Raw genomic sequence first — 26,817 nt, 5'->3', positions numbered from 1 at the left:
GGTCTGTCCTATGTACAAATTGGCCATTGTTGACGACGAACCCGTGATTCGGTTCGGGATCGGCGCTTCCGTCGATTGGGAGAGCAACGGCCTTCGCCTGGCAGGCATGTTCGCCAATGGACAGGAGGCTTGGGAGTTGCTGGAACAGGAACCGGTCGACATTCTGATCACCGATATCAAAATGCCCGTCATGGACGGATTAGAGTTGACCAGACTGGCTTTACAGCATCACAAAATGACTAAGGTGATCCTCGTCAGCAGCTATAACGATTTTGAGTATGTTCGGGCCGGGCTGAAGTTAGGCGTTGCCGATTATTTGTTAAAGCCGACACTGGAACCCGAAAGCTTGCTGGAATTGGTAAAAAAATGCATGAGGCAATTGGAGGAGGAGCGTAAACAGGCGACGGAGCAAAAACAGTTCACAGACTCCTGGCACCTGGCAGAGCGCAGGCGCAATGAAGCCGGATTGAAACGGGCGCTTTCTCTGGAGCCGGGCAGTTCCGCCCAGTGGCAGCCTCCGGCCCTGTTGCAAACGCCCTATGCGGTAGCAGCCGTATCCGTCGATGGGGCGGCGGATTTGGAGCAGCAGCACGGAAGCCTGTATATCAGCCTCCTGCTGGAAGAAATGCAGGAAGAGTTCTACTCGGTTACCGCCGAGGGCTACGCATTTCCGGCGGGCCCTCATCAGCTATTGCTCCTCCTCCCTCAAGGCGGATTGGCCGGCAACTTGCATAAACTGCGGGAAAACTGGCTGAACGGGCTCCGCATCAGCACCACAACAGGAGTAGGCACCGGAACCTCTCCAGACTGCCTTAAGGAAGCTTACGCTTACGGCTTGCGGGCGGCCGGGCGGAAATTTTGGGAAGGTCCGGGCGTGTATTACAAAGAACCCGGCGATTGGCACCCTCCTGAGCCCGGACCTGCCGTACCGCAGCTTCAGCTGCTGCTGCAGGAGCTGAAAGTTACCGCCGTAACCGGCCACGACCCGGACGGCTGGAAGCTGCTGCTGGACGCATGCCTCGACCGCTGGCGGAAATTACGGCTTCCTCCGGACAGGATCCGGAAGGAGGCGTGTGAAACGATCTCCACCCTGTTCGGCCAGGACCACGACATGTCGCTGCTGCTTGAAGAGTTCGAAGAGCTGAAGCAGTCCGAAACGCTGGAACATCTGGGGCGTCTACTCGAATCCCAAATCCAGGGGCATGCCAAAGCCATAGTTTCTTCACCTCTGCCCGCCAAAGGCAACCGGCAGCTGATCGATAAGGCGATCGACTTCATCGCCGCGAACTATACGCATGAGCTGACTCTTCAACAGGCCGCCGATCATGTGCACATGAGCAAGAACTATTTTTGTCTGCTGTTCAAAAAGTTTACCGGCCAAAACTTCATCGATTATGTCATTCGGCTGCGGATCGCCAAGGCCAAGGAGCTGCTGACCGTCCCCGGGTTGAAGATTTATGAAGTGGCGGAGGGTTCGGGGTTTGGCGATGTGAAATATTTTAGCAAACTGTTCAAGAAAATGACCGGATGCTCTCCCGTAGAGTACAGGGACCGGTCTATGTGAGCAAGAGGAGGGCTGCCCATGAAGAAATATAGATCCCGTCCCGGCATGCTGGCCGCTGTCATGATCCTGGCGTTCCTCCTCCCCGGCTGCGCATCTAACGAAAGTATCATTAACGGAAATGCAGTCAGCATGGTACAGGAGGCGCCCGGCTCGGAGGAATTGATCGTCTGGCACACTTACAGCGATGAGGAGGCATGGAAGTTTGAACACGAACTGGTGCCGTTATTCGAGAAGGAGCATCCCGATATCCGGGTCCGGGCCGTTAAGCAGCCTTACGAAACGATGAAAGGCGCGCTCATAGCCCAGGCCACGGCCAAGAAAGGCCCCGATGTCGTCCGTATGGATATGGCCTGGGTTCCGGAGTTCGCCAAGCTGGGACTGCTGTTTCCGATCAGCGAACTGCCGGAGTATGCCGCTATTGAACAAACACTGCATCAGACAGCCGTCAACACAAACCGGTACAAAGGGCGCCATTACGGCCTTCCCCTGAATCTCAATACGAAAGTCGGCATTTATAATCTGGAGGTCCTTCATCAAACCGGCCTTCAGGAGCCGCCGAAAACGATGGATGAACTGATCTCCCTTGTGCGCGGCAGGCATCTGACAATCGGGCTGGGCGGTATCCACACTTGGGGCATCCTCCCCTACTTTATGGGACTCGGCGGGACGCTTACCGATCCTGACTACAAGCAGGCTTCCGGTTATCTGAACAGTGCAAAAAGCAAGCAGGTTACCCTGCAGCTGAAATCGCTCGTAGAGGAGGGGATTTTCGCTAACGATTTTCTGGAAGGGAAAGCAGACCGGTGGGATGCGGTACAGGATGCGGACAGCAATCTGCTGATGATTGACGAAGGGCCCTGGTTTTACTCCATTCTGTCCCGCGTGAATCATACGGATTTCAGCGAACTATTGAAAAAGACCGTACCCGCTCCGTTTCCCCACAATTCCGGCACGAAAGCGGCCATCATCGGTGGCGAGAATCTGGTCCTGATGAACGGAAGCAAACACCAGCAGGCAGCCTGGACTTTTATGAAATGGATGACAGATGTGGGGGCACAGCAGCTGATGTTCGATACAGGGCTGATTCCTGCCAATCTGGAAGCGGCTGAAGAGGCCAAAAACCGATCTGACGCTGTGGTCAGCCTCTATGTGAACAGCCTGGATGATGCGTTCCTCCGCCCTCCTGTACCGAACTGGGACAAAATCGACAAGGCCTTTAATATGTCGTTTGACCAAATGCTGCGCGGTGAGGCGGACATACCCGCAGAGCTGGACCGCTTGGCTGAGCAGATCGATTTGCTTCTGGCCTCTTAAGCTCAGGAACATAATGCACCAAGTTCGGAATGCAGACTCCTGTCATGTAAACGCTGTCATTATATACTGAAAGTACCCTTTTGCGAAGGGAATTTCGTACATGACAGGAGGATGTTTATGTTCTACAACGCGTCACCCCGAAGGATCAGAGTCTGGACCGTCTGGTGCCTGGCCGTGCTGTTGCTGTTGGCTTCCTATGGTCCGGGAGCTGCCGTGAGGCAAGCGCAGGCGGCTTCAACAGGAACCATGATTACCGACGTCAACACAGATAAGGCCATGTACTCTCCGGGCCAGCAGGCAAGCATCTACGTTGACCTCAAGAACAACACGGGTTCCTCGATTACAAACGGCTCAGTGACAGTGATTTTCAAACATCTCAATCAGGAAGCCACTCCATCTGCCACTCAAAACTACTCTTTAAACAACGGCACTTCCACCTCCCTCACCTTCACCTGGACGACACCCAACACTAATTTTAAAGGATATCTTATTGAAGTTTACGCCAAAAATGCCTCCGGCACGATCATCGACAACATGAATACGGCGATTGATGTCTCCTCCACGTGGACCAAATTTCCGCGTTACGGCTTCTTATCCAGCTTCGGAAATATGAGTGCCGCCACGACGGCAAACTGGACCTGGCAGCTGAAGAATTACCATATCAATGCGCTCCAGTATTACGACTGGATGTGGAAACACCATGTTCCGCTTGCAGGCACAACGGCAAATCCGGCCGCCTCATGGAACGATGTAGCAAACCGCACTACCTACCGTCAGACGATCCAGAATTTTATTAGCTCCGCCAAAGGCTATAATATGGCTAACATGAATTATAACCTGCTTTATGGAGCATTGAGCGGGTACGGCGAGGATGGCAGCGGAGTCAGTTCCAGCTGGGGGCTGTTCCGTAACACAAATGGTACAAACCAGTATAACGTAGGCCTGCCCTCCGGATGGGCCGCCTCTAACATCTGGTTCTTCAACCCTGCGAATGTCTCCTGGCAAAACTACCTGATCGGCAAAATGCAGGATGTGTTCACAGCTTACAATTTTGACGGCTGGCACGTTGACCAAATCGGTGACCCGGGAACGGTCTATACTTCCACAGGAGGCACCGTCAATCTGAAAACCGGCTTTGCCAGCTTGCTCAATAAAGCTAAAACGGATCTGGGCAAAACCGTTGTTTTCAACAACGTGGGCACCTATGGACTCACGGAAACGGCTGGAAGCAATGTGGATGCCCTTTACGTGGAAACTTGGGAAGGAAGCGGCCAAACGACCTATCAGGATTTAAAGAACGTCATCGATAACGGCAGCAGCGCCAGCAACGGCAGCAAACAGACCGTTATTGCGGCGTATATGAACTATGCCTATCAGAACAATTTTACCGACCAAAACCCCGGCTACTTTAACCCTCACGGCGTCTTGCGCACGAATGCGGCGATTTTTGCCAGCGGCGGTTCCCACATTGAGCTTGGCGACGACACGAAAATGCTGGATCACGAATACTTCCCTAACCATCACCTGATCCTGAGCGATACCTTGAAACGCCAGCTCCGAAATTATTATGATTTCCTTGTGGCCTATGAAAATCTGCTGCGCGACGGGCAGACGAACAGCTCCAATGCAATTCAGCTGAGCGGTGTAACTTCCAGTACAAACGGTTCCGCCAATACGGTCTGGACATTTGCCAAATCAGGCGGCGGGTATGATGTTCTGCATATGATCAACCTGCTGGGCCAGAGCAGCAATGCCTACAGGGATACGGACGCCAACTACCCTGCTCCCCAGATCAAGACGAATGTACCCGTGAAATACTACCTGGGCAGCGGCACGGCCCAATCCGTCAGCTTCGCTTCCCCGGACTACGAGAACGGCAAGAGCTTCGACCTCAGCTTCACTACGGGAAGCAACAGCGGCGGCAGCTACATTCAATTTACGGTACCGCGTCTGGAGTACTGGGATATGGTTTACGTGAAAAAAGGTACCGGAACCGGCGGCGGCAATCTGCTGACAAACGCCGGGTTCGAAACCGGCAATCTGAACGGATGGACGGAATGGCATCCATCCGGGCAGGCAGCCAAGTACGGCATCGACGGAAGCGACGTCCATAGCGGCAGCTACAAACTGTATTTCTATGACGGCGCTGCTTATCAGCAAAGCGTTCATCAGCTGAAAACCGGGCTGGCGAACGGCTCCTATACCGTCAAGGCTTGGGTTAAAGCCACAGCCTTTGGTGGAGCTCCTTCCGTTTGCCGGATGGAAACGTCCTCCTATGGCGGCACAGCGGTGTATGACAACATGACGGTAGACGGTACGTGGCGTCAGTATACCCGAACCGTCAACGTAACGAACGGACAGCTGGACGTCGGCTTCTATGTGAACTCGCCAGGCGCGACCTCTATGCAGATTGACGATGTAGAGCTGATTCGGAACTAATGAATTCATAGGGAATTAGGTTATAGGAGCAGGCTCCCTACGCGGGGCCTGTTCTTTTACAATAAAATACAATTCCTGGAGGATGGACAGTTTGCTGAACCGCTCGTATGGACAGGATAAATTCAGAGCAATTTTCCCATAAGAGAGGTTGGAGATCGCATGAGTCAATTACATCAAAACTCCACGAGAGAACCGGATTGGGACGCGGTAAGAAGCTTGTTCCGGCTCGATCCGGATTATATTCATCTCGGCAGCTCCCAGTTCATAGCCTCTCATCCGCTTCCTGTCCGGGAGGCGATCGGGCGGTATCGCGTTCTATTGGACAGTAATCCCGTGCATCATACGATGCAGTTAGAAAATAAAAAAGCGCAGGAAGCCCGCATCTCCGCCGCACGTTATATGGGCATCGGGGACCCGAACCTGATTGCACTAACCGACAGTACCACTATGGGGCTTGGAATGACTTACGCAGGCATTCATTTAAGGGAGGGGCAGGAAATTCTGGTATCGGAGTTCAGCCATTATTCCCATCAGGAATCCATCCGCAAGGCAACGGAGCGATCCAAGGCGCGCTTCACGGAGATGAAATTATACGAGCATCTTTCGTCGGTGACCGAACAAGGTATCATTGAGGCGGTACTTGCAAAGGTGTCCGATAAAACACGTATTATAGCTCTGACTTGGGTTCATTCCAACTCCGGATTAAAGACACCTGTCGCTGCAATTGCTAAATCGCTGGATCCTATAAGAGAAAGACGCGCTAAGGATGACCGCTTACTGCTGATTGTTGATGGGGTGCACGGGTTTGGGATCGAAACGGAGATGTTTGACGAGCTGGGATGCGATATCTTTGTAACGGCTTGCCACAAATGGACTTACGGGCCGCGAGGGACGGGGTTTGTTGCGGCTACGGACCAGGCCTGGCAGGAAGTGACGCCGATCATTCCTGATTACACCGAACGGTTCAAATCCTATTCGGACGGTAATGGCGGACCGGGCCGCATGGACGGGAAGATTGCCACACCCGGCGGCTTTCACGCCTTGGAGCACCGCTGGGCGTTGTCAAGCTCCTTTGAATTGATGGAATCCTTGGGCCGTCAGCACGTATATAACCGGGTACATAAACTCAATCGTATATGCAAAGAAGGGCTGGCAGATATGGGCCATGTGCAAGTACACACTCCGCTGAAGGATGAATTGTCTTCCGGTATCGTTGCTTTTGAGGTAAAGGGTATGGATGCTTCCGAAGTGGTGAAGCGGCTGGCCGAGAAGAAGATTATCGCCACAGCCGCCCCGTATCGTGTAAGTTATGCGAGGTTTACGCCCGGTATTTATAACTCTGAATCCGATATTGAGCGGGCTTTGGATGCGGTAAGCAGCTTAAAAGCTTAAGCTGTTCCTGCTATTTTTAATACAGGTCAAACATGTTGATCTCATGTCCCAGTTCCTTGAGGTAATTGAACAGCTGCGCCCGATGGTGGAATACGTGCGTGACCACTTCGATCAACCACTTCACCTGAACGGAGCCCTGGTCCGCGTAAAACGGCTTGGTGTACTTGTCCAAAAATTCTTCTTCCGTCAAGCTGAGGAAGTAGTCTTTCATAGCCTCGAACTGCTCCTGCATCAAGCCGCTAAGCTGCTGAGCATCGGTTATGCCCTGCACATCCCCCTCAATCCTCTCGAATTCAGGCCCGCCCTGCATCTCCCGGATGATTGCGAGGTCTGTTGCAGGCAGCATGACCAGGTGGCGGGTCAGCTCCAGCAAAGTCCTCATGTTCTCTTTGGGACGATATTCCCATTGGTCCGGCTGAATGCGCTGCACCACGCCTCTTGTCGTGCGGACTCCATGCTCCAGCTCATGCAGTAAATGATCGCGGATTATAAATACGTTGCTCATCTTATCGCTCCTTCTGGATAGTTGATAGATAACTACACTCATTTTACCGTAAAACTTGTCCAAATTCCTTCTTTTTCCTTTAAACGGCGGTTTTAGGATATAGGGAAAAACCGGGCTCCTTATAGTACAGGAACCCGGGTTTTTGTTTAGAGAGAGTCGGTAACTTCGGCTGTCTTGCGGGAATGGCCCGCTTGTTCCCTTACATACAGGATGCCGATTAAGAGGAGCGATGCACCGCCGAACAGCAGCACCATGTTGGTCAGACCGATGGTGTCCAGGAACAAGCCCGTACTCAGCAGCACTAACTGAAACATGACGCGTTCCAGCATCGTGCGGAAGGAGAAGAATCTCCCGTGATATTCCTTCGGTATTTGGGTTTGAAAAGCCGTGGATATGAGCGGGAAGAACACCCCGGCACCGAACCCGAACACGCCGAACGCGACTAGCGGCACCCAATGGTTCGAGGTGAAGGTCAAAGACAGCTGCCCGAGCGCAATGATGACCGCAAAAACATACAGCATCGTGCCGATATTTCTTCCGGAAGCGAGTTTCTTAACGGCTAAGCCCGCCAGAATAAAGGAGAAACCTTCCACGGTGTAGATCCAGCTTTTGATTTGAGGGTCCGCCAGCTTTTCGCTGATTTCAATGACCATGAGGTTAAAGCCCCCGATGAAGAGCGTTGGCACGATCGTCAGCCACAATATGTTAATCAGCGCAGGGCGCTCGCGCAGGAGCGGGACAATCGCTTTAAAACCTTGGTATTGAGGCTTGCCTGCGGCTCCGTCCGTTCGTTTACCGCCGACAGCTTCATGTTCTTTTACATTTAAGAACCAGGTGCTCGCCAGCAGCAGGATGTATGCGGCAAAAGACGCCATATACAGTCCATATAAGCTCATCACACCCAGCATGATACCGCCGATGGCGGTGCCTAGGATCCGCGCAATGGTACCCACATTCATATGAACCCCGTTCATCGCCAGCAGGTCCTTCTCCGGGACCGCCAGCGGGATTGCGGATTGCAGTGCGGGAAAATAAAACGCGGCCGACATCTGAAGGGTCACGGCGAACACCACCATCCACCCTACCGAGTCGAAGTACAACGCCAAAAACATAAAACAAACGCTAACCAGCCGCCCGGCGCCTGCGTACATGAGGACGGTTTTCTTTTTGTGCTTATCGATCACCTTGCCGGCCAGCGGGCCGATCAGCACTCCCGCCAGCAGTCCAATGAACAGCACCAGTGACTTCATAAAGTCGGACGGGATGTGACGCTGCATAAATTCCAGGTTGGCGATGATGGACATCCACAGCCCGATCCCGGCAAGAAATTCTCCTGACAGTATGATCCAAACGTTTCGATTCTTGTACATATGCTGATTCCCCGATCTGTCTCTCGTTCGTTGCGGTTCCTTTATCATACCATGGATCGGATTTATTGAGGCTGCTATATTATGTTATAAAGATCATATGCTGGCAGGAAACCTCCATGTCACGTCGGGGAAGATGCGGCATTTTGACGGCGTTTTTGGATGGCGTTTACGCCCATGATGACGGAGACCAGCTCATACGTATCCAGCATATCCGACTGGTTCTCCAGGCAAAAAGCAGCTGAAGCAAACCAGGAGTCGATTCTATCCATAATGGCAGCTACCCTTCCTTGGTCGTCTAGGATTTCATAGGTGCGTGAAAAGGCCGGAGAAACGATTTCATAGAGGCCCCGATGCCCGGCGTCATATTCGAACTTTTTGCTGAACAAGGACATTCTAGCCTTCACAATCCCCAGTTCCTCCTCCGAGGAACCATAGACCCGCCACTTGCTGGACAGCGTGCCGAATTTCCCGCCTGCCCGCAGTTCACCGCCCGGCCCATAGACCGCTATGGAGGAACCGAACGCACTCTTCAAATCCAGCGTCCCTGCCGCCCTTTGCTCCTCATCCAAAATCTCCGTAACCCCGCTGCTAAAAAAGTTATCCCTGAAATACAGCTTCACACCGCCGCCTCCTTAGAAAGTGTTATTTTATATACGAATTCCGGCCGGAAAAAGTAACGGATACATGGAGAAACGGCGGCCTGCCTCTTCAAAAAAAATTAACCAGGCTGGTAGCAGCCTGGTTGGGAGAAACACGTTGGGAATACAGCTGAAACGGGTGAAATTTGCGCGTGAGCATAGGCTCAGCGTCGATTCGCAGAGGATGGCGACAGCTCTCTTTTGGATGCAGGAAGTGCCGAGCGCGGTTCGCCCATGCACATCTCCATGCCTTTGCGGGCGGCAGGAATATTCATGAACTGTTTCCAGACGAAGCCGGTGCGGTAATTTTCAATCATCAGAAGGGTGATGCCCTTGTCGATCCCGATCACGTCCTCCGCATACCAGGCCGGACTGACATCCAGGTTATATGCGTCCTGGAAGCCATACTTGCCCCAGAGCTTCGGATGGTTCGTGTAATAGTTCTGAAGCGCTGCGATTGATTCTTCGGGCGTAAACACGATGGAACCGGCCGCGCCGCAAGGAGGAATGGTGCCGTCCACATAGTCGCGCTTCGTCACGTTCGGATCGGCACCGTACGTACCGCTGTAGCCGCGAGGGCCGTCACAGGCCGTCAAGCCCCAAGAATCCGGTCCGAACGTAGCCGACTTCGCTGCCTGGTCGATACAGAACTGGCGGTTCGTCAGAGACGCCTGTACCGAATTTTCGAACCAATCCACACCGTACTTATCCTCTCTGCCGCGGAAATCAAACCACGCATGGGAGAACTGATACACGAACAAGGCGCCGCCGGTGCTGTGGATAACGGGGCCATGGCCGTTATAGTATCCTACATACCGCGTAAAGTCATCGTACATATCGGCAGGTACCGGGTGGGTCGGGGAAGCCGCTCCGAGGAAATACATCATGAACTGCTCCGCATAGTGGTCCCAAGTGCCGAAATGCCGGCCCTCCTCATCGTTATAGCCCATGTAGAACTGGTTGGTATCCGGGTTGCGGTACCAGTCCCACTCCACCCGCTCGTAAAGCTCCTGAGCCAGCAGCTGTACTTCTCCGCCAAAATACTGCCCCGCCGCAAGCACCCCGCAGATGAGGATAGCCGTATCAATGACGGAAACTTCACAGCCGCCGAACTGCTTAGCCGTGTTCATGTCCAGGAAGTGGAAGTAAAACCCGTGCCGTTGCTCCGCATGATCGCGGAACGTCTTCAGCGTACCCAGGGCACGCTCTGCCGCAGCATCCCGGCTTACCCAGCCGCGCTCCGCCCCGATGGTCAAAGCCGTCAGGCCGTAGCCCACAGAAGCGATGCTCGCCATATCGGGCATACCCGGCGCCCGGTCACGGATCAACCCATAGCCAGGACTATCCGGATCAGTATTCGCTTCCTCCCAAAAAAACTGAAAACTCAATCTGCTTTCTGCCTCCAACAGCTGTTCGTCGGTCAGTTTCTCCCTTGTCATTGCATGATCCCTCCGGAAATGTAGTTTACATCAAGTTAAACATGTTCTCGTCGCCAGCTAGGTACCATTCATTCTTCGATGATCTTTTCCGCTCGAATCGGCCTTTCAAATTGGATCGTCATCCGGTCGTCCAGCCGTGCATGCTTATTAGATACGATGTGCTGGCTGGAGCCGTGTGTTTCGATGGAGTATTGCGCGCTCGGCAGAATGCCAAGATCCGTCTGTATTACGATCCTGTCCCACTGCTGTGTGAGCCGGAAAGTCATTTCGTTTATGCCGATACCCATAATTTCCGCGGTGGAGCTAACGATGCGGATACCGCCAAACTCCATATTCAGCGGAAGCATGACTCCGTCCTTACTGCCCAGCACCACTTTCTTCCCGTCAAAAAGCGGACCCCCGTTCTCATAAATGCAGAACGATTTCTCGAACCCGTCTAAATTGAGCAGATGCAGGAAGCGCTCACCCGCTTCGTTACGGGTAGACGTCATGAAGATGCCGTGATGCGGGCAGTCATGCGTCAAACCCGGCGCGGCGCCGAGCCGCTCAAGAGCGGTGCGGTACAAGCCGATATCGGTGTTGTAACGGGTCGTGATCACGATGGCCCGTCCCTGGCCCACAGGCAGTTCGAAGCCGCAAGCCTGGCCGCTGCCCAGCAGGCGCAGGAACGTTTCGGCGCCGTCTCCGGCGGCCTCGAACGTCTGCGCAAAGTGCGTGCGGACCTCCGGCCGCGGCGCCGCCCACTCTTCCGCAATCACGGAAGGATACTGGTGCAGCGCTTCGCTGTGGTCCGCCACATGGTGGAGTCTGAGCGCCTCCGCCAGCCAAGTGCACGGCTCACCCTCCATGTCATAGAGGGGGACTTCGCCGTAAAGCAGGACGCGGCCGCCCTCGCGGAGATACTCCGCGAGCTTGCGCTGCACCGCGCCGTCCATGTACCGGGCTGACAACAGCGCCAGCACCGGCACCTGAGCGGCACGCAGCGGCTTGTTCTGGATATCGGCCGCTCCAAACCGGTAGCCCGCTAGAAGCATTGCGCGGGCCATCGTCTCCCAGCTCCAATGCGCGCGGTTCGCTTCGATATTGTCGTAGATCGCCTTCATTTGGACACTGCCGGGATAGCGGTATTCCGTCATGTAGTAGTCCGGGATAAAAGCAAACACTACATTGTCCCGTTCTTCCTTCATAACCGCAAGCTTCTCCTCCACCGCTCTCACGGCTTGGATCCCCCTTGCCATGCGGCCGAACGTATAGTTCAGCTCGCCTTCCGGGCTGACGGGCGCCGCAAAGCCGTGCCGTTCCCCGGTAAACGCCACCCGGTCGTTACCGTCGTTCGGCTTCTCGTCCAGCACATAGTTGCGTCCCCCGCAAAACAGGTAGTAGTTGATCAGCCGGTTCCCCTGGGCTACGCACATTCTCATTTTCAAGTCTGCAGCGGAAATATCGTACCGGCCTGCGTAGGTGGTGCCGAAGTTCCCGTCACCGCAGTTGAATTCTACGGAAGTCAGCGGCTGATGCTCGTCATGCACCGCATCCATGAATCCGTTGATCAGATACAGGTCCTGGAACGTATTCATATCCAAGTCGCCGAAGTAAATGTCGGAGCCGGAAATGTAACCGGACTTCCCGTCATAGGTCTCATACAGCTGGCTGATGCCGATCGGAAACGTGAAGCCGCGCCCGCCGCCGGTACCGTGGATGTTGATGACAAATGGGATATCCTTCGCCCCGAATTCCTCCGCATAAGCGCGCAGCTCGTCAACATAGCGTGTAAACCGGTTGCGCATATAGTGCCCGAGGTCAAGGTGCAGGGCGGGTGCATACGATTCATCCGGACGGCGGATGCCCGCTTTGCGGCCTTCTACATTATGCAAATCGAACGGATATCGCTTCGTAAGCTCCTCCTGCTCATAGCTGCTTTCCAGCCATTGCGCAAAATCATCCAGCACCAGGTCCGTCAAATCCGGCCCATTGCTTACCCAGGAGAGCATCCCGATCTCATTGTCCAGCTGAATCGCGATAATATTGCCGCCATTCGGCTGCAGCCGCGGCGCCGCGACTTCCATGACCGCCTGGTACCAGCGCTTCGCCTCTTTCAAGAAGCCGGGAGCCAGGTAATCCACCGTGCGCGTCGTCGCCAGCCGATCATCCCATCCGACCGGAATGATCTCCGGATACTTATCGTAGATCCAATAAGGCAGGCCTTCGTTTTTCATCTCGGCCATTATGAACGGACCAGGGCGCAGGAAGAAGTAGAAGCCATTTTCTTGGCACAGATCGATAAAACCGGCCAAATCCAGCTCCGGACGCGTCTTTCCTGTGAGGTCGATGCGGCCCTCCACCGGTTCATGGCACAGCCACGGCACATAGGTGGCCACCGCGTTGCATCCGGCCAGCTTCAGCTTGTCGAGCCGGTCCTGCCACTCCTCCCGCTGCAGGCGGAAATAATGAATCTCCCCGCACATGATCATCTGAGGCTTTCCGTCGATGCGGATCTGCTTGTTCACAATTTCAATCATGGAGTGTATGCTTCCTTTCCTGGGTAAAAAGTGCTTCTTTCATCCTCGGCAGCTGCCCTATCCGTTACTTATCTTCCATCCCCAGCTACTTCCCGCGTCTGTTCCGGCACCGAATGTTGTATTTTGTACAACATTTCGAGCCGTTTAAGACCGTGTGAGCGGCGAATGTTGTACGTTGTACAACATTTACGGGGTGATCTCTTATGTTTCACGTGAAAAAGTTGTACACCGTACAACATTTCCTCATTTCAACCTGTGCTTTGCCCGAAATTGTTGTACTTATTACAACATTCGGCACTTTCACCATAGTGCTTCTTTCATCCTCGACAGCTGCCCTATCCATTACTTATCTTCTATCCCCAGCTGCTTCCCCCGTCCGTTCCGGCACCGAATGTTGTATTTTGTACAACATTTCGAGCTGTTTAAGACCGTGTGAGCGGCGAATGTTGTACGTTGTACAACATTTACGGGGTGATCTCTTATGTTTCACGTGAAAAAGTTGTACGCCGTACAACATTTCCTCATTTCAACCTGTGCTTTGCCCGAAATTGTTGTACTTATTACAACATTCGGCCCTTTCACCATGCTCCCCGCGAGCTGCCAACAGAATGACCACAACAAGTTACCCCGCGGAGTACCAGCCGAGTGACCCGCAGTCTTCTGCAAAGATGCCTGTAGATGTGACCCCTAGTTCCCACAAGTACCCGCGAGCTGCCAACAGACCGACCATAGCAACTTAGCCCGAAGTAACTGCGCTGCGGTGTTACTAGTGTGTTACAGCGTGTTACTAGCGGAGTTACCAACCAAATAACCCCCAGATTTACCTGCAAAGCCCCCTGCAGAGTCCCCTAGTTCCCACAAGTACCCATGAGCTGCCAACAGACTAACCGTAACAACCTAACCCCGCTCATCTGCTAGCCGCCGACAACCCGACCGCCTTAGCCCCTGCTTGAACGATGCTGCTCTTCATGTACATCTCCCAGATGAGCCCGCTGCGGTAGTTCTCGATCATCAGCAGGGTAATGCCTTTGTCGATCCCGATCACGTCGGGGCCGACCCAAGCCGGCGAGACTGCCTCGTTGTAGGCATCGGTCAAGCCGTACTTGCCCCACAGCTCCGACTTGCCGGCGAAGTGCTTCAGCGCTGCGATGGAAGCCTCCGGCGTAAATACGATCGAACCGAGCGCCCCGGCCGGAGCCAGCGTCCCGTCCGTAGTGTGCGCCGTATCGTCAAAGCCCGACGGAGGCGAGCCATACAGGCCGTTATAACCGCCGGGGCCGTCGCTTGCGGTGATTCCCCAGGCATCCGTACCGAAGGTACTGTACGTGGCGGCCATGTCCCCGGCATAGGCCCGGCTTGCTTCCGATGCCCGTACCGAGTTCACCCACCAGTCCACCCCTTCCCGGTCCTTCATGCCCCTGAAATCGAACCAAGCGTGCGAAAATTGATAAGTAAAAATAGAGCCGAACCAGGAATGAATGAACGGCTCCCCATCCTTGTAAGGCCGGGTGTCACGCTGAAACTTATAGAACAGGTCCCCCGGCACCGGATGCGAAGCCGAGCCCGCGGCAAGCACGTACATCATCAGCTGCTCCGCGTAAAAGTCCCAATGTCCGGCAAATCCGTTTTCCGGGGAGTAGCCCATATAGAACTGCTGGTTGGCAGGATCAATATACCAGGGCCATTCCACTTGTCCAGCCAAGGCCTCGGCCGCCTTCTGCACCTCACCGCCGAAATAGCTTCCCGCGGTAATCGCCCCGTTCAGGGCAATGGCCGTATCGATGACCGATACTTCGCTGCCCGGTGCCCGCGTGCCGTCAGCCAGATTCAAAAAGTGATAAAGAAACCCGTGCTCTTTCGCCGCATGATCCAGCAGTGTCCGCATCGTCCCGAGTGCACGCTCTTCCGCTTCCTTCCTGCTAACCCAGCCCCGTTCCGCCCCGATTACCAGAGCCGATAAACCGAAGCCTGTGGAAGCGACGCTCGACAGCCCCGGATTCCCGGGTGCCCTGTCTGCCACCAGGCCGTACCCCTTGCTGCCTTTTTCCCGGTTCGCCTCATTCCAGAAAAAATCGAAGCTCGCCCGGCTTTCCCGTTCCAGCATAGATTCCGTTTCTTTGTCCAGCTTGGCTGCGACTCCTCTGGAAACAGGCTTGCTGCCGCCCCCTGAGGAACATCCGCTGACAACCAGCATCGCAGCCAGCGCCAGTATACCCGCCGCACGCACCGTAAGCCGCATTTTATTCCCCCGTCAAACCGGTTTTGTCGACCACTTGTGTGAACCGCTTTTGCGCAAACAAGTACAGGACCAGCAGCGGAAGCACAATCAGCAGGGTACCGGCCATCCGAATGGATTCGTTCACGTCTGTAATGGTGGAGGAGCCGGTGTACATCGCTTTAAAGGAATCGTTAAACGTCTTGAGCTCCAGCGGCAGCGTAGTCATGGCATTCCCCAAATAAAGCGAAGCGAGATACGTTTCGTTCCAGTGCCATACCATGGAGAACAAGAAGACAACCACGACGGCAGGTACCGAGATCGGCAAAATAATCCGGAAAAACGTCTTCAACGCACCCGCCCCGTCGATCTGCGCAGCTTCCTCCAACGCTACCGGAATTGTCCGGAAAAACTGGTAGTAAATCAGGATGAACAGCGCGCTGCGCAGCCCCTGAGCGAACAGCCCGGGAATAATAAACGGCAGCGGCGTTTCCAGCATCCCGTACTGTTTGAACAGAAGGAACATCGGGATCATGATGACCTGCTTCGGCACGATAAACGTGATCAGCATCAGTCCGAACAGAATGGATTTGCCGGGAAACTTATATTTGGCAAAACCGTACCCCACGATCGCGCAGGAAATGGTCTGGGCCACAGCCGGCAGAACGGAGTTCAACAAAGTGCTCCCCAGCGTATTCACATAGTCCAGCACGTTCCACGCCTGCACGTAGTTCTTCCAGTAAAAGCTCCGGGGAATCCAGGCCACCGTGGGGTCCAGCAGATCGTCCAGGCTCTTGAAGCTCTGGGACACCATAAACAGCAGCGGATACAGGTAAATAAAACCCGTACTGATCAGCAGCACGTAAATGATAGTCTTCATCAGCCATCCGTCGTTGCCTTGGCGGCCGAGGAGCAGGCTTCTCATTTTGTACAGCGTCTTGTTTTTGTTGTGTCGGGCTTTGGCCTTGGGGACCGTTCCCTGCTGCAAATCCGGTTGGGAGACGGATAGGTCTCTCATGGTTGATGCCCTCCTTTAAGACCGTCTGGTGATCGTAATGTTCTGCTCTTTGTTCCGGAAAAACACCACGAACACAAGCAGGACGACGAAGATGACGGCAAAATAAATCCACGCCAGCGCACTGGCATAACCAAAGCCGGTATCCACCTTGAACATATTGTCCTGAATCAGCTTAATGACGTCGCTGAACCCGTTCGTAAACAAGTCGATGACCGTGTAAATCAGGTTCACTAGGATGAACGGCTTCACCTCAGGCAGCGTAATTTTCCAAAAGGTGACCCAAGGCGACGCGCCGTCCATCGCAGCTGCTTCGTACACTTGGGTGTTGACCTTTTGCAGCCCGGCCAGGAAGATCAGAATCTGCACGCCGGAGTACCACAGGATCAGAATGAACTGGTTGATGATGCCTATAATCGGCGAGGCCATACCCGGTGACAGGTTATCCTGAATCATGGTAATGATGCCGTATTTCTCAATGACCGGAATCGTGGCCGCCCCTTGTGCGAACAGCTCCTGTACGACCTCTCCGCTCGTAATCACAACCGGCAGGAAGAAAATAGCGCGGAACAGGTTGCGTCCTTTGATCGGCTGATTGATCAGCAGCGCCACAAACAGCGAGAACACGATAACGATCGGAATCATCAGGATGTTCGACTTCAGGAACAGGAACAGCTTCTGGGAAAATTCCGGATCCGTCAGGAATGCATCCTTGTAATTGCTCCATCCGAGGTAGGCGGTTTCAATCCCGTAGGGAGTGATCATGACCTTGTTGAAGCTCATATACAAAGAGAAGAGCAGCGGGTAGGCCATAAAAACAAGAAATCCGAGTATCCACGGAGAGATCAGCAGGTAGCCTATCATGGCTTCCCTGCGCTGCTTCGGCATTCTCACGGCTGCTCACCTCCTGTGACGGCGGCTGCGCTGCGGGCTTTCACCGTGACGCCGCCGGCTTTGTAATCGCTTGATGTGTAGTTGACCCATACCGAAACGCCGTTGTCGTAACTTACTTTCACGATGCCCAGCGCCGGAACCGAACGCCCTGCGATAGATGCCTGCTGCACTTGCTTCAGTACCTCGTTCGCTTTTGCGTATTGCTTCTTAATCTCCGGCGCCCAATCCTGATACTGTGTCGTATACAAAAACCCGGAAGGGGTATTTTGCAGCTTCCAGGACGGCTCATGCGTCACTAGAAAGGCAGGATTCGCCCCGTACTCGATGGCGCGAAGCATATCCAGCTCCGGATCGGGGTTGTTGTTGCCGTAACCGGCGTAATAAGGCATGACACCATGCATCACGATCGGCACAAACGGCACCGTATCCGTCGTATACATGAACTGCGCTGAAGTCAACGGCATATCGAAGTAAGCGGAAGCATGCTTAAGCATGTAATCGTTCGGCACGGAAATGTTCAGCTTCAAGGACTGTTTTGCCGCTTCCTCTCCGATGCTGCCGTAAAGCTCAGCCGACTTGGTCCGGTTAAGCTTATGCTTCTTGTTATAATCGGAATAAAGGAAGAATCCCGTACTGTTCAGTGCCGCCTGGTCCAGACCGTCCTTGCGGAAATTGCTGAAATCCTTGGCTGCAAGCTTCTGCGCTGTGGCAGGGCTCAGCATGTACCCCTTGAGATCCTTATACAAATCACTGACGTACCTGCCGACATAGCGGTACTCGATCAGCCTGTTGTTCACCATGCGGACCGCATCTGCACGCGGCTCGACCCGCGGGGCTCCGCTAATGAGGTTGGTGTAGTCGGTATTAAGGTACAGACCTATACCTTCCCGCTTCGTATATTCCAGCAGCGTCTTCAGCCCTTGTTTGCCGCCGATCGCTTTTTCATACCCCGGCGCCGCCGGCTGCGCGCCGGTGATCCCGCTTTTGCCCCAGCCCTGAATGCCGGCCTGAATGTTGCGGATGCCTGCTTTTTTCAAGTCCTCCAGAATGGCCTGAGCTTCAGCGAATGACGTCATTTTCACGACACCGCGCTTCAGAATGCCCGGGGCCATCTCGGAGCCCAGCAAGTCGAGACGCATCGGAATGTCACCGCCGGCATTGGCACTGCTGCCTGACGCTTCCGGGAGCATGCCGTTCTGCTCCAGATAGCCCTTGTACTCCTGGGCCATCCCGACATAATCGGCTTTGCTACCGCTGAGCAGATGATATCTGACTTGTTTATCGCCCTCGGTTTTGTTCTTGGTGTACATATTGATGCCGCCCATTGCTTTACTGGTCGGCTGAAAATAAGCGCTGCGGATCTGAAACCTAGTAGAGATCCAATAGAAATTCGTGTTGACTCCGCTCGGATAGGCTACGATTTCGGCATTCATCTTGCCGTCTTCCACCATGCCTACCAGGGCGTTCTTATTCACGCCGTGCACGATGCCGAACACCGGGTATCTTACGGTACTGCCCATTCCGTCAAAACCGGTGACCGCTATATCGTTCGCATAAATCTGGCCAACATAAGGCTCGTCGAACTGCGAATGGTTATCGGTAAAGCGGATCAGTGCGCCGCTGCCGTCAGGAATGAACAGGTAGCCCGGCACCGAACCGCCGCGGACCGAACCGAGGAACGGGTACATCTGTACGGAAGCGATCCGGCTCGGCCCTTTTTCCTGAATGCTGTCGTTCAGCAGGCGGACTACGAGGCCGTCCTTGTCCAGAGCCACACGTACGGTCAGCTTCGATTGAATGGCAGGCAGCTCATAGGTGACCTCCATGCCGTTATCGATGGCTTTCATGGAAGCCGCTTTGCCTTGCAGCGAACGATAGTTGGAGGTGGTGCGGAACGCATCCTCCGCGAAGAAATCGATGATGAACGGCGACTGCATCGCATTTTTCCAGTCCTCGTTCAGTTCCTCCGCCTGAAAGTCCTTCGCGCTCGGCACGGAAGACCACACATAGCCGCTGGCCAGATCCTGAAGCTGGATTGCAAAGGTCTTTTTGTTCATGTAAAGCGCCATCTTGCCGTTTTGGCCGATCGGCTCATAGCCTGCTTCGATCTTGGCGGCCGGAACAGGAGGCTGTACTGCGGCTTCCGGCTTCGTATACCCGTTCGAGCGGAAGAACGACAGCTCATCCTGCCGGTCCGGCTTGGCCGGTGTTAAAGCGATGCCGCCGTCGGAACCGCCGTCCGCGCCTGAATTCCCGTTGCTCTGCGCGTCTGCCGCTGCGCCGGCCGCCATAACCGCGGTTCCCGGGGCATCGGATGCTCCGCCGCCGTAGACGCTGATGACCGATCCGCCGCCGGCCAGAAGCACGGCGGCCAAAGCGGCGAGTTTCCATTTTGCATTAAACACGGTACTTCACCTCTTCCGCTATGCTGCGTACGAAATCCCACACCTGATTGGAAAGGCCGAAGAAAATAAAGGCGATCAAAGCCATCACAACCATGCCGGATAAGGTAATAGCCACGTTCTTGAACGTTTCTTTCACTTCGTAGCCGTGAATTTCCTTGACCATCGCGATCATCAGGAACACGCACCACAGGATGATGAACTGACGGGAGTAATCGTAGACCACGGATTCCAGCAGCGTTAAGCCTTTGGACATGACCGTGATCGGTACGGCGAAGATCAGGTAAGGGCTGAGAGCATACACCGAGCCTTTGAACACATCCTTGAACTTCCCTTCCCCGTCGTTGATAACGCTTACCAGATAGTTGCACAGAACCCAGGCAAAGAAAGGCACGATCAGCTTCAGCACTTCGCCTATCACATTCACTTTCAACGGATCAACGCCGCTAAAAATAAAATTCGTGCCGAACACCTCATAAAGCCGCACACCTGCCAAGACAACCAGCAAGATCACTGCAGACAGGACGGAAGCCCTGCCGTTTTCCAGCTCATAAAACCCGTCGAACGGACGCCGGAGCATCCGGAACGTATGGAGCAGCTCGCTGACGATTCGGATCCTGCGGAAACGCCTCACCGCATGGACAACCGGAGCCCCGAATCCTTTGGCGCGGTAAAGCCGCTTTGCGATATACCACAACACAACTGCGCCGGCGATGCCCAGCAAAATGTCCGACATGTGGCTCATCATCCAAGCCCTGCGCAGCTCCCAGTACGTATTGGAGTATTCGTTCACGTTGCGCGCAAATTTCAGCTCTTCGAACGCTTTGCCGTACTCGCCCTGCTTATAGTAAGCAAGCCCGATCCCCACATGGGCCAGATCGAACATGCTGTTCTGCCTTAACACTTCGCGCCATGGCTCCATACTCTGCACATATTTCCCGTCCAGGTACAGGCCGATCGCTTTATACACCAGCAACGCGAACTGCGTCGGCTTGAACATCTGGATGTTAGCGCGCTCTTTATCTAGTACATATAAAATCCCGTTGTTATTGACGGCAATGCCGGACGGGGATTTGAAGTACCCCAACCGCTGGTACCCTGTGTCGGTGCTGCCGAACGTGAACAGCATGTTGCCGTCCTTGTCGTATACGAACACATAACCATTCACCGAATCGACTGCAAAAATGTTGCCCATGCCGTCCACTGCAATATCCGCAACAGAAGGGCTCATGAACGTCCGGCCGCCTAACAGATTATCGCCCGCTACGTTGAGCTTCTTCACGCTGTTGCTGTCAAGCCCGGTAGTTGCAGTGTAAATCAGTCCGTCGCGATCGACCGCCAGATTGGACGGTGACGGAGGCAGCTTCTGCGACAGCTGACTCATCTGTTTCTTGGTGAAAAAGAGCTTCTGCACCGCCCGCTCCAGGTTGAACCCGGTCCGGTTCCCGCCGAAGTACCCCAGGAAGTCTCCCTCCGCGCTCAACTCGGCTAACCCTTGAATCAAGCCTTCCCCTACGATATATAAGTTACCGCGCTTGTCAGCCACGATTTTACGGGGCTTAAACTCGTTGTTTTTGCCAAAAAGGAGAGACTCTGGCCTGCCGACGGCCTTGATCTTCTTCCCGGCTGCGTCGTAAATAACGACTTGCCCCGCGCCATGATCGGCCACGTAGACTACGCCGGCCTCGTCCACATACACGCCGGTCGGCTCATCCAGCTCGCCTTGGCCGATTACGCGGACTTTGTTGCCGCGCTCATCCAGCTCCAGCACGCGCCCGTTGCCCGTGTCGGCCACAAACAGATGATTTCGTCCGTCCACAAACAAGTCTTCAGGCTGGTCGAGCGAGATGTTGAAATCGCTGTTCCTCTCCGCTTCCTTGGCGCCTTCCTCCCCGAACATATCGTGCCCGTCGATAACCCCTACCGGCAGGTAGGCGCTTTGCGTAAGCCTGAACTGTCCCTGCTGGTTAATCGTAAAAGACACATACGGCTCTGCGGAGGCGGGCATGGCGGATGCCAGCAGGGAGAACACGAGTCCGAGCGTCAGTACTAAGTTCCACTTCTTCATCGTTGTCCCCCCTCTACTTGATGCCTGAATGCGCCATCGTATCCATAACCCGGCTCTGCATAAAGATGAAAATGACTAGATTCGGTATAAACATCAGCATCGCCGCTGCAGCCGCCATCCCTTGACCGGCCACGTTATTACCGATGTTGGTCGTCAGTGTGGTCATATAGAAAGCGAAGGTTTTCAGCGTTTCTTTGCTCATGTACAAGGTTGATGTTTCTACGTTGTTCCACGCGGCTTGAAAGGCCAGGATCGCTACAGTCGCCATCGCAGGCTGGATCACCGGCATCACGATTCTGGAGAAAACCGTTACATCCGTCGCCCCGTCCATTTGTGCGGCCTCGATCAGCTCATTCGGAATCTGGTCCACGAACTGCTTGATCAGGAACACGCCTACCGGCAGCGCCAGCAGCGGCAGGATGTGACCCATATAATTGTCGATCAGCCCCAGCTTTTCGACGACCAGGTATCTGGGAATCGTCACCGCCGCAGGAACAAACATCAGAGCAATCGTATTCACTTCAAAAATCACCTTGCGCAGCCGGAACTGCTTCTTCGATAAGGCATATCCCGTCATCGCGCTGATCACGAGGGAAAGTACGACGACGATAACGGTGATCGTTAAACTGTTGAACAGAAATTTGGTTGCCGGGATTTTCGTGATGTCAGATGAAGCCAGCAGGCTTCCAATGTTCTCAAACGTCGGCTTCTGCACGAGAAACGTAGGCGGGAACAGGAACAGCTCATCGAGCGGCTTCAGCGATTGCGAGAAAATAAAGATAATCGGCAGAATCATCACGATGCCGAGCGGCACCAGGAATGCGTAAAACTTTAGCTGGCCGAGACTGAAACGGCTTGGGTTGATTTTGTTGCCGTGAAAGGAAGCCATCTGTCTTCCCCCTCCTTACTCTTTTTCTCCGAACAGACGCCAGGACAGCTTCGAGAAGCCGTAAATAATGAGAAGCAGCACTACGGAAACCGCAGAAGCATAACCCATGTCGTACCGGATAAAGCCATAATCGGCAATGTGATTGATCATCAGCTGGCCCGAATATTGAGGCGTCGGGTTCGCTCCCGACAGCTGCACCCCGATTTCCCCCGCCTGAAACGTGCCTACAATCGCCATAACGGCGCCGAACAGCATCTGCGGCTTCATCGAGGGAATAGTAATGTACCATACTTCCTGCAAGCGGTTTTTAATGCCGTCAATATATCCCGCTTCGTACATCTCCGGGTTAATATTCAGAATGCCGGCAAGCATCGCAAGAAATCCTACCCCCATGCTGTTCCACAGCGTAACCGTGATCATAATCGGCATCAGGTACTGAGGGGATTGCGTCCATTGAATCGGTTCGTTAATGAACCCGAAATTAATGAGAAATGCATTCAGGTATCCCGTGCTGTCGCCGCTGAAGACGATCAGCCATACGACCGCCATGGCAACCGCCGCCGTAAGGGAAGGCGAATATAAAGCCAGAGCAAGAATCGTGCGCGATTTGCGCGGGATTTGCGCCAAGAGCCAGGCAAGCCAGAAGGACAGGGCGTATCCGCCCGGTCCTACGATCAGCGCAAACTTGATGGTGTTCGGCAGCACATACATCATAAACTCGCTGTCCTGAGTCAGCAGATTAACGTAGTTCTGGAGCCCGATGAACTCGGGCGCCTGTACGGTATTGAAGTACGTGAACGACAAGCCGATTGCCGCCAGTACGGGAATGACGATGAACATCGTAAACATGATCAGATAAGGGCTTAGGAACAAGTACGCCGACAATTCGTTCCGGACGGATCTTTTTTGCAGCCATTTCAGCTTTATCGGCTTGTTCTGTTCCGTTGCCGGTGCCTTCTGCGGCGCAAGGTCTGCAGCTGGTTTCATCGGTGTGTTCACCTGCCTTTCTCCGGAAGCTGCGGCACTTCCAGCGGCTTGATAAGCTTGCCGTCTTTCATAAACTTGAACTCTTCCAGCTTCTTCGCCATTTCGCGGTTGGTAAGGATCGTGGCGTCTTCAATCGCCCGGCGCGGATTGACGCCGTTGAACACAATTTTGTTCCACGCGTCGCTAAGCTGGCGTTCCAGCATGTAATCTCCCGGGATGTGAGGAATGTCTTTAAGCCACTTCCACTGCTCCTGCACGACCTTGATATCCTCCGAAGGCCACGGCAGCTGATTGAAAGCTTCCAGGTTCGCCGTGTTCCATTTGTAGGTCGGCCCATAGATCGTCTGCATCCGGTTTCCGAACTTGATCTGGGTCTCCTTCGAAGTCCACCACTTCAGCACTTCCCAAGCTTCTTTCTTACGCTTGCTGCTCTCAAAAATAACCGCCGACTGGCCTGTGCCCGTCTGCCAGCGTTCCACCGTGCCGTCTTTCGCCTTCACACCCGGCACCGGCGCAATCTTCCACAAGCCGCTGATTTCCGGCGCCGCTGCCGTCAGCTGAACGTAAGAGGCAAAGTCGGCAATGCCGATCGGCAGGCTGCCGTCGCGGAAGTGATTGTAGAAGCTCGGCACATTTAACGGCAGGTTGTATACGGTAAACAGGTCCGTCATCTGCTTAATGCCCGTAACTGCGCTTTCCGAGTCGATAGCCGTACCTGTTCCGTCTTTTTTAAACAATTCCCCTCCGGTTTGGTATAGGAACGGGGATGTCAGCGTCAGAGGCTTTAATCCGCCTGTCGCCGACAACGGGGAATAGAAATTCAAGCCGTAGCGCTGCAAATCCGGCAGGATGCGGCGGACGTCGTCCATCGTATCGGGTACCGGTATGTTCAGCGCGTCCAGAATGTCCTTCCGGTAGAACATCACCCAGAAATTCTGCGTCTCCGGGAGGGCGTAAGTGCTGCCGTTGAACTGGAACGGAAGCATAGCGCCGGGTGAGAACCGTTTCGCTACGTCCCCGTAATCCGGGAACTTCGTCAAGTCCGCCAGGGTTCCCCGGACCGCAAGGTTGAACGGTGTGACATTGTTAATCGACAGCGCCATGTCCGGCGCGTTGCCGGCAGCATTCGCCAGAATCAGCTTCGTTTCATCCGGCATCAGAGAGAAGGATACTTTGATGCCCGTCTTTTTCGTGAACTCCTCATTAGCCACATACTGCATCATCGCCACATACTGGCGGGGCCGGTTTACCCAGATTTGCAGTTCTTTAGGGTCCGATCCGCCCATTTTGGAGTAGTCCTTCGTAAATGATCCGAAGAAGGCGTTCACGTTGGCGGACATTCTGCTAAACCAGCCGGCCTTAGCGGACGGCAGTTTCTTATCCGAGTAGACATAGAACCGGTCAACGGTCAGCGGCTGGTTCGGCAGCTTGCCAAGCGAGGTTCCGAGCATCTGCATGATGGAACCGGAGCCTTCGGATAGCTGTGCGTACCGGTAAGGCAGCGAATTCGGGTCCTTTGCCAGGTTCCGCAGACGCTGCGCGGAAATCGCCATAGACTTGGCCGCGTCGGGATTGCGTCCGATCTGCTTTGCCATTTCGTTAAACCTTGTCCTGAGTTCCTCCGCATAGCCGCTGAGACGGTCCCCTACATCCGGGATTTGTTCGGTCAGATCCCAGTCCCTGTTGGAGTCCTGGGTGTTGCCTGTGGCCATTTTGACCTGAATCGCAAGATCGTTGATCCCGCTCATGATCTTCTTGATGGTCCGGATCGTGTCCCGGTATGGAGCGTCGTTCGCAGTAAGGCTAAGGGTGTGCTCCCCCTTCGTCAGATAGAAGGCGTAAGGCTTCTCCTTCCCATCCTGCATGATCAGGTTTCTCCAGTCCTTTGCATAAGGGAATACGACTCTTCGCATTTCCTCAAAAGGGATGGCATTGTCTATTCGAAGCGTCCGGTAGACCGGCATGTCGGTCCCGGTTTCGCTCGTATTCGTATTTTGTTTGTATTTGATGGCGATCTGATAAGCGCCGTCTGCCGGCACGTTGAGCTTCCACGTTACCGTCTGCCCGCTGATCTGCCAGGAATCGCCGCCGATTGCGTTAAGCGACAGTCTGCCGCTGTTGAAAGGGACCGAAGACGGGCTTCCGTCCGCCTGAACGCGGATAAAAGGCTGATTTTTGCTCTCCGTTTGCTCGCCCTCCACCGTAATCAGGCTTGCAGGGGCTTGCTCGGCTTTAGATTGTTTCCGATAATCGGCATAGGCCGGAACTTTCTCGGGACTATACACGGTTACGGCACCGATCAGCAGCGCCTCGCTGATAAACGGGAAAGACAGCGTGTTCTTCCCTTGCTTGAAATAGAATAACAGCGGCTTGTCGTCAGCCGTCGCCGGATCTTGAACCGTGATGGACTGCCAGCCGGGAATGAGCTTCTGCTCCGGCAGGACGTCATTATTGAGCCGGTCCCTGTCAAAAGGATACCTCTCGTCTTTCCAATGCTTATCCAACTCGAATTGATGCGCCTGAAAATACGGATAAGCTCCGTTGATTTTAATGCCTCGTTCCGCAGACAGAATCTGCTCGGTCAGCGGATAATAGTCCAGCTTCACGTTATAGAGCCCGCTTACGGGCACATCGATTTCCACTTCGGCTTCGTCTGTTTCATCATCCGACCGGTAGACCGGACTTTCATACCCTTTAGCCTCCGCACCTGTAACAAGCGGCGCCGGACTTCCTTTCGTCCGAAACCGGTCCGGTGTTACAGTGATAGAAACATCGCTCACAGGCTTAACCCCGTCAGCTTCCCATTGCTTGAGCACGTCAAAATAATCCTGCTCTACCACACCCTGAATCGTCCCGTTACCACCCGGTCCGCCGGTTTCCTCCGCGGTGTCCTCCCCTTTGGAGGTATCCTTATCTCCCGAAGAACCGCTGTCTCCCCCGCCGAACAGAGCATCCAGCACATCCTGATTGTCGGTGGCTCCGCTGCTTCCCGTATTGTTCGTGCTGCCCTCGGCTGCCGCGGAGAACGTCATCCAGGCAGGCGTATGTACGCCGGCAACTAGAATCACGCCGCTCATCACGATAGCAAGTATCCTTCTCCTCATGTCCACCACTCCCGATACAACGGAAGTTCCCTCCCCCGAATGCACGGAGGAGGGACGTTCCGA

The 26,817-nt window shown here is 54.3% G+C and carries 17 protein-coding genes; 4 read left to right on the top strand and 13 right to left on the bottom strand.

Features of this window, described 5'->3' with window-relative positions; translation table 11 throughout:
• Positions 1-10: 10 nt before the first annotated feature.
• The 4 genes from ACFSUF_RS23720 to ACFSUF_RS23705 all read left to right on the top strand — a co-directional run bounded on the left by ACFSUF_RS23720 (position 11) and on the right by ACFSUF_RS23705 (position 6,709).
• A complete protein-coding gene (locus ACFSUF_RS23720; RefSeq protein ID WP_377607279.1) occupies positions 11-1,564 on the top strand; it encodes a response regulator in 1,554 nt (517 codons plus the stop codon).
• Between the two features lie 18 nt (positions 1,565-1,582).
• Positions 1,583-2,878 (top strand): extracellular solute-binding protein, encoded by a 1,296-nt coding sequence (locus tag ACFSUF_RS23715; RefSeq protein ID WP_377607277.1) that lies wholly within the window; start codon positions 1,583-1,585, stop codon positions 2,876-2,878.
• 117 nt (positions 2,879-2,995) lie between these two features.
• The gene (locus ACFSUF_RS23710) at positions 2,996-5,317 is read left to right on the top strand and encodes a glycoside hydrolase family 66 protein (RefSeq protein ID WP_377607275.1); all 2,322 of its coding nucleotides are present in this window, start codon (positions 2,996-2,998) and stop codon (positions 5,315-5,317) included.
• A 159-nt stretch (positions 5,318-5,476) separates the two neighbouring features.
• Entirely contained in the window at positions 5,477-6,709 is a 1,233-nt protein-coding gene (locus ACFSUF_RS23705) for an aminotransferase class V-fold PLP-dependent enzyme (RefSeq protein ID WP_377607273.1), read from the top strand.
• 16 nt (positions 6,710-6,725) lie between these two features.
• Here ACFSUF_RS23705 and ACFSUF_RS23700 read toward each other — a convergent pair whose 3' ends face one another.
• From ACFSUF_RS23700 to ACFSUF_RS23640, 13 genes are all read right to left on the bottom strand, one after another.
• A complete protein-coding gene (locus ACFSUF_RS23700) occupies positions 6,726-7,214 on the bottom strand; it encodes a DinB family protein (protein ID WP_377607271.1) in 489 nt (162 codons plus the stop codon).
• Positions 7,215-7,360: 146 nt separating this feature from the next.
• On the bottom strand, positions 7,361-8,584 hold the full coding sequence (locus ACFSUF_RS23695) for an MFS transporter (protein WP_377607269.1): 1,224 nt from the start codon (positions 8,582-8,584) through the stop codon (positions 7,361-7,363).
• Positions 8,585-8,703: 119 nt separating this feature from the next.
• Entirely contained in the window at positions 8,704-9,204 is a 501-nt protein-coding gene (locus ACFSUF_RS23690; protein WP_377607267.1) for a hypothetical protein, read from the bottom strand.
• 182 nt (positions 9,205-9,386) lie between these two features.
• Positions 9,387-10,661, bottom strand: coding sequence for a glucoamylase family protein (locus ACFSUF_RS23685; protein ID WP_377607265.1), 1,275 nt, complete (start codon positions 10,659-10,661; stop codon positions 9,387-9,389).
• A 68-nt stretch (positions 10,662-10,729) separates the two neighbouring features.
• On the bottom strand, positions 10,730-13,180 hold the full coding sequence (locus ACFSUF_RS23680) for a beta-galactosidase (protein WP_377607263.1): 2,451 nt from the start codon (positions 13,178-13,180) through the stop codon (positions 10,730-10,732).
• A gap of 907 nt (positions 13,181-14,087) precedes the next feature.
• Positions 14,088-15,419, bottom strand: coding sequence for a glucoamylase family protein (locus ACFSUF_RS23675; RefSeq protein ID WP_377607261.1), 1,332 nt, complete (start codon positions 15,417-15,419; stop codon positions 14,088-14,090).
• Position 15,420: 1 nt separating this feature from the next.
• On the bottom strand, positions 15,421-16,413 hold the full coding sequence (locus ACFSUF_RS23670) for a carbohydrate ABC transporter permease (RefSeq protein ID WP_377607259.1): 993 nt from the start codon (positions 16,411-16,413) through the stop codon (positions 15,421-15,423).
• 15 nt (positions 16,414-16,428) lie between these two features.
• Positions 16,429-17,298, bottom strand: coding sequence for a carbohydrate ABC transporter permease (locus ACFSUF_RS23665; protein WP_377607614.1), 870 nt, complete (start codon positions 17,296-17,298; stop codon positions 16,429-16,431).
• Between the two features lie 2 nt (positions 17,299-17,300).
• Positions 17,301-19,709 carry a DUF5696 domain-containing protein gene (locus tag ACFSUF_RS23660; protein WP_377607257.1) on the bottom strand — a complete coding sequence of 803 codons (2,409 nt, stop codon included), beginning with the start codon at positions 19,707-19,709 and terminating at the stop codon, positions 17,301-17,303.
• On the bottom strand, positions 19,702-21,774 hold the full coding sequence (locus tag ACFSUF_RS23655; RefSeq protein ID WP_377607255.1) for a YIP1 family protein: 2,073 nt from the start codon (positions 21,772-21,774) through the stop codon (positions 19,702-19,704). The genes ACFSUF_RS23660 and ACFSUF_RS23655 overlap by 8 nt, the downstream gene beginning before the upstream one ends.
• Positions 21,775-21,787: 13 nt before the next feature.
• Positions 21,788-22,663 (bottom strand): carbohydrate ABC transporter permease, encoded by an 876-nt coding sequence (locus tag ACFSUF_RS23650; protein ID WP_377607253.1) that lies wholly within the window; start codon positions 22,661-22,663, stop codon positions 21,788-21,790.
• A 15-nt stretch (positions 22,664-22,678) separates the two neighbouring features.
• Entirely contained in the window at positions 22,679-23,650 is a 972-nt protein-coding gene (locus tag ACFSUF_RS23645) for a carbohydrate ABC transporter permease (RefSeq protein WP_377607251.1), read from the bottom strand.
• Positions 23,651-23,658: 8 nt separating this feature from the next.
• Complete coding sequence (locus ACFSUF_RS23640) at positions 23,659-26,754, bottom strand: extracellular solute-binding protein (RefSeq protein WP_377607249.1); 3,096 nt, start codon at positions 26,752-26,754, stop codon at positions 23,659-23,661.
• Between the last annotated feature and the right edge of the window lie 63 nt (positions 26,755-26,817).

The organism is Paenibacillus gansuensis (assembly GCF_042684925.1).
In the GTDB taxonomy this organism is placed as follows: Bacteria; Bacillota; Bacilli; order Paenibacillales; family DY6; genus Paenibacillus_N; species Paenibacillus_N gansuensis.
Note: the sequence above shows the minus strand (reverse complement) of the source record. Positions and strands in the feature narration are given on the sequence as shown.